Annotated in this window: 9 protein-coding genes and 2 pseudogenes; 1 reads left to right on the top strand and 10 read right to left on the bottom strand. The window is 72.0% G+C overall.

Annotation, left to right across the window (positions count from 1 at the left end):
- Nucleotides 1–458 precede the first annotated feature (458 nt).
- The 8 genes and pseudogenes from ACFY8O_RS15415 to ACFY8O_RS15380 all read right to left on the bottom strand — a co-directional run bounded on the left by ACFY8O_RS15415 (nt 459) and on the right by ACFY8O_RS15380 (nt 9,457).
- Complete coding sequence (locus ACFY8O_RS15415; protein ID WP_145805802.1) at nt 459–935, bottom strand: (2Fe-2S)-binding protein; 477 nt, start codon at nt 933–935, stop codon at nt 459–461.
- Between the two features lie 17 nt (nt 936–952).
- A complete protein-coding gene (locus ACFY8O_RS15410; RefSeq protein ID WP_387902271.1) occupies nt 953–3,259 on the bottom strand; it encodes a molybdopterin cofactor-binding domain-containing protein in 2,307 nt (768 codons plus the stop codon).
- A 221-nt stretch (nt 3,260–3,480) separates the two neighbouring features.
- On the bottom strand, nt 3,481–4,704 hold the full coding sequence (locus tag ACFY8O_RS15405) for an oxygenase MpaB family protein (protein WP_387902268.1): 1,224 nt from the start codon (nt 4,702–4,704) through the stop codon (nt 3,481–3,483).
- A 144-nt stretch (nt 4,705–4,848) separates the two neighbouring features.
- On the bottom strand, nt 4,849–6,084 hold the full coding sequence (locus tag ACFY8O_RS15400) for an oxygenase MpaB family protein (protein WP_145805796.1): 1,236 nt from the start codon (nt 6,082–6,084) through the stop codon (nt 4,849–4,851).
- A 419-nt stretch (nt 6,085–6,503) separates the two neighbouring features.
- Nucleotides 6,504–6,956, bottom strand: a pseudogene (locus ACFY8O_RS15395) (hypothetical protein); the annotation flags it as partial.
- A 480-nt stretch (nt 6,957–7,436) separates the two neighbouring features.
- A pseudogene (locus tag ACFY8O_RS15390) lies at nt 7,437–7,559 on the bottom strand (sigma factor-like helix-turn-helix DNA-binding protein); the annotation flags it as partial.
- Nucleotides 7,560–7,914: 355 nt separating this feature from the next.
- Nucleotides 7,915–8,103, bottom strand: a complete 189-nt coding sequence (locus tag ACFY8O_RS15385) for a hypothetical protein (protein WP_387902266.1) — start codon at nt 8,101–8,103, stop codon at nt 7,915–7,917.
- A 130-nt stretch (nt 8,104–8,233) separates the two neighbouring features.
- The gene (locus tag ACFY8O_RS15380; RefSeq protein WP_387902263.1) at nt 8,234–9,457 is read right to left on the bottom strand and encodes a metallophosphoesterase; all 1,224 of its coding nucleotides are present in this window, start codon (nt 9,455–9,457) and stop codon (nt 8,234–8,236) included.
- Between the two features lie 313 nt (nt 9,458–9,770).
- Between ACFY8O_RS15380 and ACFY8O_RS15375 the strand changes: the two genes are divergently transcribed.
- The gene (locus ACFY8O_RS15375; RefSeq protein WP_387902261.1) at nt 9,771–10,985 is read left to right on the top strand and encodes a GNAT family N-acetyltransferase; all 1,215 of its coding nucleotides are present in this window, start codon (nt 9,771–9,773) and stop codon (nt 10,983–10,985) included.
- Here the strand turns inward: ACFY8O_RS15375 and ACFY8O_RS15370 are convergent.
- Both ACFY8O_RS15370 and ACFY8O_RS15365 read right to left on the bottom strand, forming a co-directional pair.
- Nucleotides 10,975–11,934 carry an FAD-dependent oxidoreductase gene (locus ACFY8O_RS15370; RefSeq protein ID WP_387902259.1) on the bottom strand — a complete coding sequence of 320 codons (960 nt, stop codon included), beginning with the start codon at nt 11,932–11,934 and terminating at the stop codon, nt 10,975–10,977. The genes ACFY8O_RS15375 and ACFY8O_RS15370 overlap by 11 nt on opposite strands.
- Before the next feature lie 334 nt (nt 11,935–12,268).
- On the bottom strand, nt 12,269–13,435 hold the full coding sequence (locus ACFY8O_RS15365; protein ID WP_387902257.1) for a mannose-binding protein: 1,167 nt from the start codon (nt 13,433–13,435) through the stop codon (nt 12,269–12,271).
- Between the last annotated feature and the right edge of the window lie 167 nt (nt 13,436–13,602).

The following is a 13,602-nucleotide window of genomic DNA, read 5'->3' as shown; positions in this document are numbered from 1 at the left end:
GGGCCTCCCGGCAACTGCCTCGCCAGTCAGCCGATTTCAGCCCGGCAGGCGGGTGCGAGGTGGTCTGTCACACGGCTGCGCCATGACCTCCGGCGTGGACGAGAACGCCTTCTGGCACCTGATCGAAGTGTGGAGCCCGCCTGCCCCCGCCCCCCGAGGGCGACGCACTCGCCGCTGCCCCTGACGGCTCATAGGGCGGACGGCTCCCTGTCCGATGCGGTCGGCTTCGCCGAACAGCTCTGCTACGAGTCGTACTCCCACAGGGCCGGCTGGACCGCCGTGCAGATCCACTCCGTCCCTGGCCCCCGTATGCCTGCAGGCCGGCCCCATGAGGCCCATGGCCCCTCCGGGGCCGGCCCCGGGAGGCTCACCGCCCCTCCGGGCCGGCCCTCGCACGCGGAGCCGGCCGGGGTCTCGTCACATGCGCGGGGCCCGGGCCCGGGTGACCGGTGTTCCCGTCACATGCGCGCGGCTCCCGCCTTGATCGCCTCGCGAATCCGTACGTACGTGCCGCAGCGGCAGATGTTGCGGATGCCGTCGAGATCGGCGTCGGTGATCTCGCGGCCTTCCTCGGCCGCTCTGCGGACCACCGCGACCGCTGCCATGATCTGGCCCGGCTGGCAGTAGCCGCACTGGGCCACGTCCATGTCGAGCCAGGCCTGCTGCATCGGGTGCAGTTCGGCGCCCACCGTGGCCGGCAGCCCTTCGATCGTCGTGACCTCGTCGGCCGGGTTCAGCTCACCCACTGGGATCGCGCAGGGGTTGACCGCCCTGCCGTTGAGGTGACTGGTGCAGGCCTTGCAGACGTTGATGCCGCAGCCGTACTTGGGGCCGGTGACACCCAGGATGTCGCGCAGCACCCACAACAGCCGGACGTCGTCGGCGATGTCGACGGTGACCTGCTCGCCGTTGAGGCGGAATGTGTGCTCGGGCACGGAAAGGGCTCCTCACATCAGAAGGCGTGGTCCAGGCCATCGGTCGGGGACTGGGGGACGGGGGGGACGACCGGCTTGGGTTCGAAGGAGAGCGTGCCGTGGTTGATGGGGAAGGTGGTGGGCATCGTGCCGGTCGCGCGGCCGTACGCGCAGGCGACCGCGGCCATGGACGCGGCGACACCCAGCTCTCCCGCCCCGCCGGGCTTCCCGGTGGTGTCGGGCATGATGATGACGTCGAGCTCGGGTGGAGTGTTCCACTGCCGGGTGTAGAAGTAGTTGTCCCAGCTGGCCTCCAGGAAGTACCCGTCGCGCAGGTGCAGGCTGGAGGTCAGGGCGAGCGCGATCCCGTCCATGGCACAGCCCATCATCTGCGCCTCCAGACCACGCGGGTTGACGGTGAGGCCGGCGTCCACCGCGAGGACGACCTTGGTGACGCGTGGGCCCGCGACACCGTCCCGGATCGGCCGGCCGACGGTCCCGGGCCGGCAGTCGATCTCCACCAGGACCGCGCTGGCCGAGTGGTACTCGGTGTGGAGTGCGATGCCCTGCGCCGTACCGGCCGGCATGGCCCGGCCCCAGCGCCCGGCCTCGGCGACCTTCTCCAGCACCGCGATCGCGCGGTCGTCCTTGAGGAAGTCGCGCCTGATCCGGTAGGGGTCCTTGCCCATCTTCGACGCGAGCCGGTCGATGAGGAGTTCCCGGGCGCAGGTGACGTCGGGTGAGTAGACGTTGCGCATGCTGCCCGTGTTGAAGCCCTTGTCGGTCTCGTTGAGGAGCCGGCTGTTGACACCGAAGTTGTACGGCATCGACTGGGAGAGCTGGAAGAACGTCTCGGAGAATCCGAGGTCGGCCACCGGCAGCTTCGCCGCCAGGGCGGTGAAGATCTCTCCGAAGCCATGGCTGAGGTCGGTCGCCACGCTGGTGTGCCGTTGCTTGTAGCTGAGGACGGTGTTCCCGGCGTAGGCGATGCGCACGCGGGACGTGGCCATGGGGTGCGTACGTCCCTGACGGGAGTCGTCGGCCCGGTGCCACATGAGTTTGACGGGTTTGCCGATCTTCTCGGAGATCTCGACGGCTTCGAGGGCGGCGTCGAAGAAGAGCTTGCGTCCGAAGGACCCGCCGCTCTCGGTGACATGCACCGTCACCGCTCCCAGCGGCAGCCCCAGCTTGGCGGCGATCGCTTCCTTGGCGACGATCGGTGCCTTGAGACCGGACCAGATCTCGGCGCGGTCGGAGCGCACGTCCGCGATGGCGCAGTTGGTCTCCAGGGCGCTGTTGCTGCGGAAGTGGAAGGTGAACCGGGCCTCCACGCTCGGGGTCAGCGGCGGAAGTCCGAGCGGAGGCTCCGCGGCCCTCAGTTCGGCGAGCACGGTCTCGTCGGACTTGCCCTGCGCACTGCCCGGCCCCCACGACACCTTCAAGGCGCGTACGGCGTCGATGCACTGGCCGAAGGTCCGGGCGCGGACGGCCACGCCGCTGCTGATGACGACGACGTGGGTGACGCCCGGCATGGCCCGGACCTCCTCGGCGTTGGCGACCGCTCCGACCTTTCCGTTGATCGTCGGAGGACGGCACACCATGGTCGGGAGGGCGCCCGGAACCGCGAGGTCCATCGTGAACTTCTTGCGTCCGGTGACCGCGTCCAGGGCGTCGATGCGGCGCTGCGGTGTGCCGATGACGGTGAACTGCTCGGCCGGCTTGAGTTCGGCGGTGACCTGCTGGGTCCGTACGGCAGCGGCCTTCTCGGCGAGCGCGCCGATGCCGATGCTGCGGCCCGTGGGGCCGGTCACCACGCCTGCCTCGACGGTGAGCTCCGTCACGGCCGCACCGAGTGCCACCGCCGCGGCCTCCAGCAGCCGTCCGCGCGCGACGGCTGCCGCGACCCGGATGGGGGTGAAGGTCGCGACGGTCGTGTTGGACCCGCCGGTGAGCTGGTTGAAGACGAGTTCCGGCCGTGCGTCGGCCAGGGTGACCCGGACCCTGTCGAGGGGCACGTCCATCTCCTCGGCGATCAGCATGGCCGTCGACGTGGTGATGCCCTGCCCCACCTCGGCCCGCGGCAGTGCGAAGGACACGGTGCCGTCCGTGTTGACCTGGACGGTGATCAGGCCCGAGGTCGGCAGAGCCGCCAAGGTCATCACATCGTTGAGGTCGACCAGCTCCGTGATGTCGGCCGAGGGGACGTCGGCTTCGGCCTGCTCGGCGGGTACGAGCTGGGCGGCAGTCACGAGGGTCGGCGCCGCCAGTACGAATCCCAGGAACCTGCGTCTGTCGAAGGTGTTGCTCCCGGGCTGCGGCTGGGCCGCACGGTCGTCAGCGTTCACCGTCGGTCTCCTCTCCCGTGGGCCCTTGCGGGCGTCGTCTGTCCGGGAGTCTGACGGAGGACTGGTCCCGGCGTCCCGTTTCGGCGCGATCTCGTGGGTGGTCGCATGGTGCGGTTCGGCTCCGGCTGGGGTGGTGGGTGGGGCTGCCAGGGGCGGGGGAGGGTGCCGCCCCTGGCAGCGTCAGGTGGCTGTGCGCACCGGCGGTGGGTGGTCCGGGCCGCTCAGGACGGGCGGTTGACGTCAGGGATGTCGATCGCGATGGGCTGTCCTTCGGCGAGGAAGAGCAGGACGAACCTGCGGAGCGCCTCTTCCAGTGTCCACAGGACGGCGGGGACGGCGGGCAGCGGGACCAGGCCTTCGCGGAAGGCCACCAGCAGCGGCCACGCGGTCGATATGAGCTTCTCCAGCACCGGCTGCTTGGACAGGCCGATCATGTCGCCGACATCACCGCCGAGCGTGTACCTGGTGAACGCGCTGATCAGAGGGCGCGTCAGGCCGGCGTCGAGTTCGGCCACGATCCCGAGGAGCACGTTCGTCAGTGCCTCGCCCTCGGTGCTGTGGGCGAGGATCGGGTCGAGCACCTGCTTGGACTGGGCGTTGGCGGCGTCCCACGAGGCGGGGATGTACTCGTCGGCGACCCCGAGCATGTGCGCGCTCACCTGCCACACGTGCAGGTACGCGTCCGAGTCGGCGGTGCTGACCCGGACACCCCACTCCTTCATCCTGCGCATGACAAAGGTGGCCAGGCTGTGCCAGGTGACCATGATGTCGGCCTGGCTGATCGGGATCTTCTGGGTCCCGCTCGTCTGGGACCACCCGGGGGACTGGGGCAGCAGGTGGCGTACCGCTGCGTGCACCATGCGTGTCTTCACGGCGGTCACGATCATGGAGCCCTGCGGCAGATAGGCGTCCAGGTCGCCGATGTCGTAGCCGAGCCGCGCGGTCTTCGCGATGCGGTCCTTCATGTCCGCGCCGCCCTTGGAGTAGTAGACGGCGCGCGCCTCCCTGGGGATGGCGGTGCTCATCAGACCGCTGCCGAGGCCGTAGAGGGCGCCGACGTAGATGCCCTTGGTCTTGCTGAACTGGGCGGCGCGGTCGAGTTTGGCCTTCTCCGCCCACGTCGGCATCTGCCGGGCGTGCTCCATGAACTCCTTGAGATCCGCGGGGAGTCCGTCGGGCAGGGGCTGGTCGTTGCGGGTCCACCGCTTCAGCAGGGTGTTGACCCGGGGGACGTCGCCGCGGTCGATCACGGAGGCGAGCACCGGGTCCGCCTCCTCGTCCCACACCCATTCCGGGTCGACGCCCGCGCCCGTTCCGGCCACCGACGCGCTGGGCGACCAGGTCCACAGGGACCGGGCGTGCGCGGGGGAGGCCGCGGCCAGCGCCCCGGCGGCTCCGAGGGCCCCGCCTGTCATCAACATCTTGCGCCTGCTGAACGAGTCCATTCTTCCGAGCTCCTTCTCGAGTCCTGATCGGTGGGCACCACGGGGAGGGGTACCGGAGATGCGTGGCCCGGGTGCCGGTGGAGCGGCGCCGCACGCGCCGCGGGTGACGTCAGCCGGAGTGGCGGTGTACGCCCCTGGGCGACGTCAGCGGGAATCGGGGCGGTTGGTGTCCGGGATCTCGATCCGGGTGCCCCGCCCCTTGGTGAGGTAGAACAGGATGTACTGACGGGCCGCCTCGTCGATCGTCCAGGCGAGGGGTGGCACGAGCGGCAGGGGGATCAGCTTCTCCCGGAAGGCGATCAGCTTCGGCCAGACGGTGGCGATCACCTTTCCCCAGAACGCCTCCTCGGGGATGCCGTCCATGTCGGCGACCCGGTCGCCCACGAGGAACCGGGCCAGCGCGTCGACGAGCGGCCGGTCGATGCCGCCGGGGCTGGTCTGCTCGGCGAGCTGGCCCAGCAGGATGTCCGTCAGCTCGACGCCCTCCCTGGTGGAGGCCAGGATCGGGTCGAGCACCTGCTCGGACTGGGAGTTGGCCGCGTCCCACGTGGCGGGGATGTACTCGTCGCGGACGCCGAGCATATGGGCGGTCACCTGCCACACGTGCAGGTACGCCGCCGCGTCGGCGTCGGGGACCGGGACCTTCCATTCGACCAGCTTCTGCATGGCGTACGTGGCCAGGCTGTGCCAGGTGACCATGATGTCGGCCTGGCTGATCGGGATCTTCTGGCCGTCGCCGGTCCGGGTCCACCCCGGGGACTGCGGCAGCAGGTGACGGACCGCGGCGTGCACCATGCGGGTCTTGACGGCGTGCACGATGACGTCGCCGTCCGGCCGGTAGGCGTTCAGGTCGCCGATGGCGAAGCCCAGCAGGCTCGTCTTGGCGACGCGGTCCTCCATGTCGGCGCCGCCCTTGGAGTAGTAGACGGACCGCGCCTCCCTCGGGATCGCCGTGCTCAGCATCCCGCCGCCCACGCCGTTGAGCAGATTGAGGTAGAACCCCCGGGACTTGTTGAACGCCGCCGCCCTCTCCAGCTTGCCCCGGTCGGCCCAGGAGGGCAGTTGCCGGGCCTGCTCCATGAAGTCGTGCACGTCCTGCGGGAGTCCGGCCGGGAGCGCCTGGTCGTTACGGGTCCAGGTGCGCAGCAGCTCGTTCACCCGGGGAACGTCCCCGCGGTCGATCACCGAGGCCATCAGCCGGTCCACCTCGTCGTCCCACACCCATTGCGGGTCGAGCCCTTCTCCGGTGCCTGCCACCGAGGCGCTGGGCGCCCAGGTCCACAGGGAACGCGCTCCGGCCGGGGACGCCGCGGCTAACGCGCCGGCGGCCCCGAAGGCCCCTCCCGCCATGAGCATCTTGCGCCTGCTGAGTCCATCCATAGCCCGGAACTCCTCCTCGAGTCCTTCAGTCCTGCGGCTGCTCGGCGGTACAATGAAACAAGATGAGCCTCTCTGTGTCACCAGATGAGCACAGGCCCGGTGTGAACGCCAGAGCTTTTTCAAAATCAGGGGGTGCCGACGGAACCGCTTTTCCCGGACGGCGTGGTGCCGTCCGGCTGCGCCGCACCGAAGCCCTGGACCTCGCAGACCGCTCCCGCAGCCCCACGGAACCCTCGCCGCCGGAAGCGGAGTCCGGGCGCGAGCCGCTCATCCGGGCGGGACTCTCGGGGGAGTTGGTGCGTGACCGGCGTGGTGGGCCGAGAGCAGCGGGCGCGCCGCGCTCAGGCCTGCGATTCCCCCGGAACGGGGCCCCACGGGACGGTCCTCGTCGGGCGGCTCCCTGACGTCCCGTCCGGTCGGCCGGCGTCGAGCGAGGTGCTCGCGACCACCAGGCCGCGGCGGTCGAGCACGAGGTCCGTGCCCGAGAACTCCGTGAGCACCGGAACCGTCCGCTCGGGCGCCCACGGCAGTGGCCAGGGGTGTGAGGGGTCCGCACCGTCATGGCGCGCTCGCAGGCCCGCCGGGCGAGCCAGGCCGAGATCCTCGACAGTCAGGACACGGCCCAGACGCTCGGAGAACAGTTCGGCGAGCAGCCGCGGTACGGGATCGCGTGGAATCGCCACGTCGAGCCAGCGGCGTACCCGTGAAGCATCGGTGGCCACCTCCGGGTGTCCCGCGGACGCTGCCCGCCGGTTCACCAGCCTGGCGAGTTCGCCCCTGGACCAACCGGTCAGGTCGAACGCCTCCCGCAGCCGGCTCGTGCCGGGGCCTCCATGCCGCGAGGAGGGACCTCCGGACCGTTCCAGGTGCACGGCGCGGCGGAGGTCTCGTTCCATCAGGATGGTGACCGCCTCCGCACCCCCCGACACGGCTCGGGCGGAGAGGTCGCTCGGGGCCGCGAACACGACGGCGTCACGGGTGATCTCCCGTGCGGTGAAGGGCAGTCCGAGGCTCCGTGTCGCACTCTGCCAGGCCCGTTCCGTCCGCCGGAGGCCCCACCAGGTGCCGAGCCGCGTCCCGGACCTGTCGAGAGCCCTGAAGCGCCCCCACAGCCGGTGGGCGATGCCGTACGCGGCCACCAGTGACAGCACGCCGAGCACCGGCCGGTATGCGTACAGGGCTGACAGCAGGTCCCCCGGCCACCACGGTGGGGACGGCGCGCCGGAACCCCCGCCCGGCTCCCTCGCGGGAAGGGTGTGGCGCAGCGGATCGGCGACGAAACGCCCCACCACGCACACGGTGCCGGCGACCACGGCAGCGACGAGGCTCGCACGCAGGAGCACCATGCCCCGTGAGACATGGGTGGCGACCGTGCCCGGCGCCTTCCCCATCAGGACCGCGGTCTCGGCCTGGGTGCGGTCCAGCCCTTTCGTCGCCCATACCGCGGTGCGCTGGGAGGGAGTCAGACCGGCCATGGCCTGCTCGACGGCACAGCGGTTGGCCACCAGCGTGGCCATGTCGGCGCACTGCGCGGGGTCGAAGCGCAGCGGATCGGCCGCACGCCGGGCCTCCAGGTCGCCGTGCCGGGCCTGTTGACGGGCCAGGGCGGCGGCCTCCGTGCGGATCACCGCGCGCAGGTAGCTGACCGGGTGCCGCACGGATGCAGGGTGGCGCAGCACCGTCGCGAAGGCGTTCTGTACGAGATCCTCGGCCGAGGCGACCGACTCCGGCACGCCGTGGGCGAGGAGCGCCCGCCGAGCCGTGCGGGTCAGGGCGGTCCGGTAGTTCTCGTACAGAGCGCCCAGGGCCTCGGCGGACAGCACGTCGTGATCAGCCATTGCCGGCCTCCGGTTCCCGTGCCGCGCCCGTCTCCCGGGAGCCGGCCCGGCCGGCCGCCCGGGCACGGATGATCTCGGCCCGGGCCGAGGACCGGTTGCGAAGCGCCTTGCTGTCCAGCCAGCGCGTGAGCGCGGGGACCAGGGGGACCACCGTGGACAACAGCGCGGCAGCGAGCTCCACCGTCCAACCTCCTGTGCATCGTGGGCCGGTGGCGCTCAGGAGGCGCGGTGGCCGTTCACAGGAGAGAGGCGGCAGCACGTCGTTCTCTTGACGTCACGGCCATGATTTTTTTGCCCGGTGCCGCGGTGGCTCAGGGCTGGGCGAGGGGCTGGCGCGGGGAGCGGAGTACGAGCAGGGTGATCTCGCTGGGTGCGAAGACGCGGAACGGCGGGCCCCAGAAGCCGGTGCCGCGGCTGGTGTAGAGGAGCGTGCGGGCACCGTGGCGGCTGAGGCCGGCCACGACGGGCTGGTCGATGCGGACGAGGTGGTGGAAGGGCCAGATCTGGCCGCCGTGGGTGTGGCCCGAGAGCTGGAGGTCGACGCCGCGGGCTGCCGCCCGGTCGACGAACGCGGGCTGATGGGCCAGGAGCAGGACGGGCAGGTCGGGGTCGGCGCCGTCCAGCGCTCCGGCGAGGTGGGCCCGGTGGCCGGGCAGCCCGGAGGACTCGGCCGTGACGTCGTCCACGCCGGCCACCACGAGGGTGTCACCGCCGCGTTCGAGCAGCAGATGGCGGTTGCGCAGCGGCTCCCAGCCCAGCTCGCCCATCAGGTCGACCCAGCCCTGGGCCTCGCTGTAGTACTCGTGGTTACCGGTGACGTAGACCCGGGCGCGGGCGGCTCGTACGGTGCCGAGCGGAGTGGCCTGCGCGCGGCGGCGCTCGGCCGTGCCGTCCGCGATGTCACCGGTGTGGCAGACCAGGTCCGCGTCCAGGGTGTTGACCTTCGCGCAGACCCGAGCCGACCAGCGGGCGCGGTCGAGCGGGCCGTAGTGGGTGTCGGTGATGAGGACGACGCGCGTGCCGTCCAGGCCGGCTCCCAGGCGCGGGAGCGTCACGTCGACTCGGCGTACCCGTGGCACCCGGCGGGCCTCGGCGTATCCCCAGGCGAGCAGCACGGCGGCCACGCCGAGCACCACCCAGGTGACGATCCGGGCCCGGTCCTGCCCGTCGCCCACGCCGGTCACCCGCAGGGCGAGGCGCAGCAGGACGCCGAGGAGCACGGACCAGGTGAACAGTACCCAGCCGGCTCCGAGCAGGCTGTCGCCGATGATCGCCGCCCCGTCCTGCTGACGCCGGCCGTGGCCCCGCGCCATCGCGAGCGGCATGACGACCAGACCGAGGAGGAACACGACGGTGCCGCCCAGGGCGACGGGGAGCGGCCAGTGCTGGCCGGCGTGCAGCAGAACCCAGCAGGGAACGGCCCACAGCAGGACGGGGGCGATGAGCGGGATCCAGCGCATCAGGCGGCGCAGCCGGCTCCGCCGGGGAGCGCGCGCCCCACCGTCCACGGACGAGGTCTCGCTGGTGCCGGTCACGCGGTCCCTCCTCGACTGGCCAGACTGCCCACGCGCGCACTGTACCGGGTCGCTCCGGAGGCAGAAGCCGGAGATCCGCGGCCGAAAGGCAGGGCGCCGGCGGCTGTCCGTCCGCTGCTCCCCGGCCCCGTACGCCGTCCGGAGGGGGAACCGGTGGGCCGGGCCGCTTCCACGGGGCGTACGGCCGTCAACTGCCCCTGGCGCGAGGGGGTTTCGCACCCGCATCATGGTGTGCGCCGTGTCCTCGCCCGGTGCGGGCGGGGCGTGGAGTCACCCAGCCCGGCCCACGGCCGAACCCCCGGAACGGAGAGCCATGGTGCTGGTGTCCATCAGGTCGGCGACCGCGGATGATCTGCCCCAGTTGTGGACCCTGCTGGCCGGCTGCCGGCCGGACGCGCTCGATCCGGCAAGCTTGCTCCCCGAGGCGGTGGCGCGCGGGCTGGTGCACGTGGCCGAGGCCGAAGGCGCACTGGTGGGCTGTGCGGCTGCGGAGGCGCCCTCGGCCGGGCATGTGCGCCTGTTCGCCGTGGCGGTCCGTTCCGGGATGCGCCGCCAGGGCATCGGATCCCGGCTGCTGGGGGAGTTGCTGAAGCGGACGCCGAGCGATCCCGCCGAGCGGCCGATGATCTCGGCCGCCGTGGGAGTCGCGGAGCTGGAGGCGGCCCGTTTCCTGCTGGCCGGCGGATTCATCGGCACCCGGTTGCTGAAACGGGGAGCGGACACCGAGCCACAGATCCACTACCAGTACACGCTGCGGGGCGAATACATCGACCCCGACGCACGGCACCTCGTTCCCGTCGTGGCCATGGAACAACTGGTGGACTCGCTCTCGGCCCCCGACCAGGCAGTGACCGCACTGGTCTCGCTCGCCGGTGAACCCGCCTTCGAGATAGCCCGGTTCGAACGGGGGGACCCGGCATCACTCCAGTCGGGGGAGGCCGCCGCCGGAATCGCCTTCTCGGGATCGCTGCTGGCGGCGATCACCTTCATCCTCGGTTTCGCGCTCACGTCGAGCCGTTTCCCCGACGATGTGCGGCTGCTCCTCATCGGGGCGACGTTCAGCACGCTGCTCTCCCTGATCGTCTACGCGAGTGCCTCCGGAGAGCTGGCCCGCATTCGGGCCAACTCCTTCGGGAAGATCATGAAATGGGGCAACGTGCTGTCCGAATACGGAGGCGTGCTGCCGTTCCTGATCTGTCTCCCCGTCACCTACGCCCAGGTCAGCGGCAATCCCTGGACCACCATGGTGCTGGCCGTCGTCCTGGGCGTCGCGATCCTCGGCTACGAGCGGTCGGAGTTCTCCATCGCCCGGCGCTTCCGGCACAACAGGATCGAGGCGGCGTTGATGGTGCTGACCGCGGTGTCCCCGGCGGCGGGGGCCGCGGTCGTGGCCACGGGAACGGTCACCTGGCCCTGGACCGCCGCCCTGGCCGCCACGCTGGCCGCCCGCACATGGCTCTATCTCGTACGTCAGGGCCCCGAGGCGGGCATCGCGGAGCACCGGCGGCAGTGGCAGATCAGGGCGTGAACCGCAGGGCCCGCCGGGCCTGTTCCGCGGCCTCGTGGGCGCACCCCCAGGACACGGTGAGCCCGGCGCCGCCGTGTCCGTAGTTGTGCACGACGACGGTGTCGCCGTACGGCTCCGGTTCGAGCCGGATGCGGGGGCGTGCCGGGCGCAGCCCGACCCGGTGCCCGAGCACCCGGGCGCCCTTCAGCAGGGGTTCGACGGCCGTGCAGCGCGAGAGGATGCGCCGGGCCGCCTCCTCGTCGTATTCCAGGTCCCAGTTGCCCGGCTCCGCCGTGCCTCCCAGCACGACGGTGTCCGTCTGCGGGTACACATAGGTGAGAGGGGCGCCGGGAGTGTCGTCGCAGAAGAACGACCCGATGCCGGGATTCTCGACGACGACGAGCTGGCCGCGCACCGCCTCCACGAGCGGATCGGCCGCGAGTGCCCGCGCTCCCGTACCCGTGCAGTTGACCACCACGCGGGCTGTGCCGTCCGTGGCTTCGTCGAGGTCGGCGTGCCGGTGGTACCTCAGACGCCCTCCGGCCCGCAGGAGCCGCCCCATGAGGTGGTCCAGGTAGCGGGGCATGTCGACGAGCGGTGCCCGGTAGTGCCACCCGGTGACGTAACCGGGCCGGAGCTCGCCGGGAAGACAGGGGCGTGCGCCGACCAGAGGGCCCCAGGACGGCAGCTCACGTGCGAGCGAGGACTGCTGCGTACCCTCCACGAGCCGGACACCGCTCGCCGGGTCGGCACTGAGTCCGCTCAGCACCGACAGGGTGACCCGGCTCCAGCGCTCGACCTGGTCGGCGGGCTCCACGAAGTAGGGGTCCCACATCGCGCCGGCGGCTGCGGAGGTCGTGGCGCCGGGCCGCCGGTCGCTGACCACCTCCACGTCCACGCCGGTCTCCGCCAGGCACACGGCGGTGGTGAGTCCGATCACCCCCGCACCGATCACCCTCACACGGTCCACGCTTCTGGTCCCTTCGCACGAAGACGCCCTCACGCACGGCCTTCCCAGGATGTCACCGCTCGACGGCCGAAGGCGCTTCATGACGCACCGGACCTCCCTCGCCACCTGGGCTGCCGGGCCCGATCCGGGGACGCCGGGGGGCGACCGGAGGTACGAGGCGCCCGACGGCCCCTGTCCCCTCGCACCGGTTGCCGAGGAATTTGCCCGAAGGAGAGCGTCTGCTCGCCCCCTGACCACGGCGGCCCGGAAGCGCACCGGCCCGGGTACCGACACGTTTCCCGGCGAACTGGCGGGAGCCCTCGTGCGAGCCGCCGCGCCGGCCGGCGGATGGGCCTCAGGTCGACCAGATGACGGCGCCGCCGTCCACGATGACCACCTTGGCGTCGGCACGGAGGATCATCCGGGCGCCCGGGTGGTCGTGGGTCCGGGAGGCCCAGATGGGGCGGTCGTCGCCGTTGTGGATGACGAGGTTGCCGTCCGGCTGGAAGATCGCCCGGTGGTTCTGCCCGAAGGTCATGGCGGCCCAGATCGGCTTGCCCTCCTCGTTGAGGACGACGAGGTTGCCGTCGGGCTGCATGACCATGCGGATGCGGTTGGTCGTCCAGGCCTGGTTGACCTGAAGCACGCTGGGTGCGGAGACGGTCGCGGTACCCCACTCCGGTGCGGGGGAGGCCTTGGGCTCGGGCGGTGGAGTCTTCTTGGCCGGGCTGCTCTTCCTGGGCGCCGGCGCCGGCGCGGGCGCCACGGGCACGGGGGCCACCGCCGCAGGGGCCGGGCTCTTCTTCGGCTTCGCCTTGGTCGGGGACGCGCTGGGCGGCACGGTCACGAAGTCGTCGAGGGCGGCGGGCGCGGGCTCGGCGTTCAGTACGGTGCCGGCACCCGCCCCCGCGGGTCCTCCGGAGTCGCGGGGGCCCTCGTCCTTCGCGCTCCCGACCAGCAGCAGGGGGATCGCGATCAGGGCGGTGCCGACGACGGCCGCCGCTGCCAGAACGGGCTTGCGCGGACGTCCGCCGTGGACGCCCGTACCCGACGTGACGGCCGGAGGTGTCGCCACGGTGGCCGCCGCCAGGGTGGCGCCCTCCTCGGATGCCGCCGCAGCGCCCTCCTCGGATGCCGCCGCAGCGCCCTTGGCGGATGCATCGCCGGTGCCGGTGCCCTGGGGTGTGGTGGAGGCCGCACTGCCGGCCGCTGCCGGGGTGGCGGCTGCGGGCGCGGTGGGTGGCGCCTCGCTCTCCCCGGTGGCTCCGGGCGCCCCGGGCTGCGTCTCCCCGGACGTGCCGGGCTCTCCGGCGGTGGTGCCGGATTCGGGCTCTCCGGTGGGGAGGGCGCTGCCGGACTCCGCCCCCTTGGCGGGCGGTGAGGCGATCCCGGACTCCGGGTCGGCGCCTGCCGCCGCGCCCGGAGCGTGCTGATCCGGTTCGACGGGCGCGGGACCGGATTCCCCTGTGCGGGCCGGGTTCGTCGCCGCGTTCGCGCCGGGGGACTGGTGCTGGGGGGACATGCGGTACTCCTCCTCGGTGGCGGAGCTCGGTGGGCACGGGCCCGTAGGGCGGCCGGGTTCGGGCGAACCCCCGGCTGGGCAGGGTGCGTTGGTCGGTGCCGCGTCGAGAGGCCTGGTTCCGCCCGGTCCCCGTCGTCGGCTTCCCCGTGGTCCGGCGCGGTGGCGGC

The organism is Streptomyces argenteolus, from assembly GCF_042902585.1.
GTDB classification, from domain to species: domain Bacteria; phylum Actinomycetota; class Actinomycetes; order Streptomycetales; family Streptomycetaceae; genus Streptomyces; species Streptomyces argenteolus.
Note: the sequence above shows the minus strand (reverse complement) of the source record. Positions and strands in the feature narration are given on the sequence as shown.

What these genes read in the sequence shown, in the direction of transcription:
- ACFY8O_RS15365 (WP_387902257.1), bottom strand. Translation starts at nt 13,435, where the DNA reads ATGTCCCCCCAGCACCAGTCCCCCGGCGCGAACGCGGCGACGAACCCG.
- ACFY8O_RS15400 (WP_145805796.1), bottom strand. Translation starts at nt 6,084, where the DNA reads ATGGATGGACTCAGCAGGCGCAAGATGCTCATGGCGGGAGGGGCCTTC.
- ACFY8O_RS15375 (WP_387902261.1), top strand. Translation starts at nt 9,771, where the DNA reads ATGGTGCTGGTGTCCATCAGGTCGGCGACCGCGGATGATCTGCCCCAG.
- ACFY8O_RS15405 (WP_387902268.1), bottom strand. Translation starts at nt 4,704, where the DNA reads ATGGACTCGTTCAGCAGGCGCAAGATGTTGATGACAGGCGGGGCCCTC.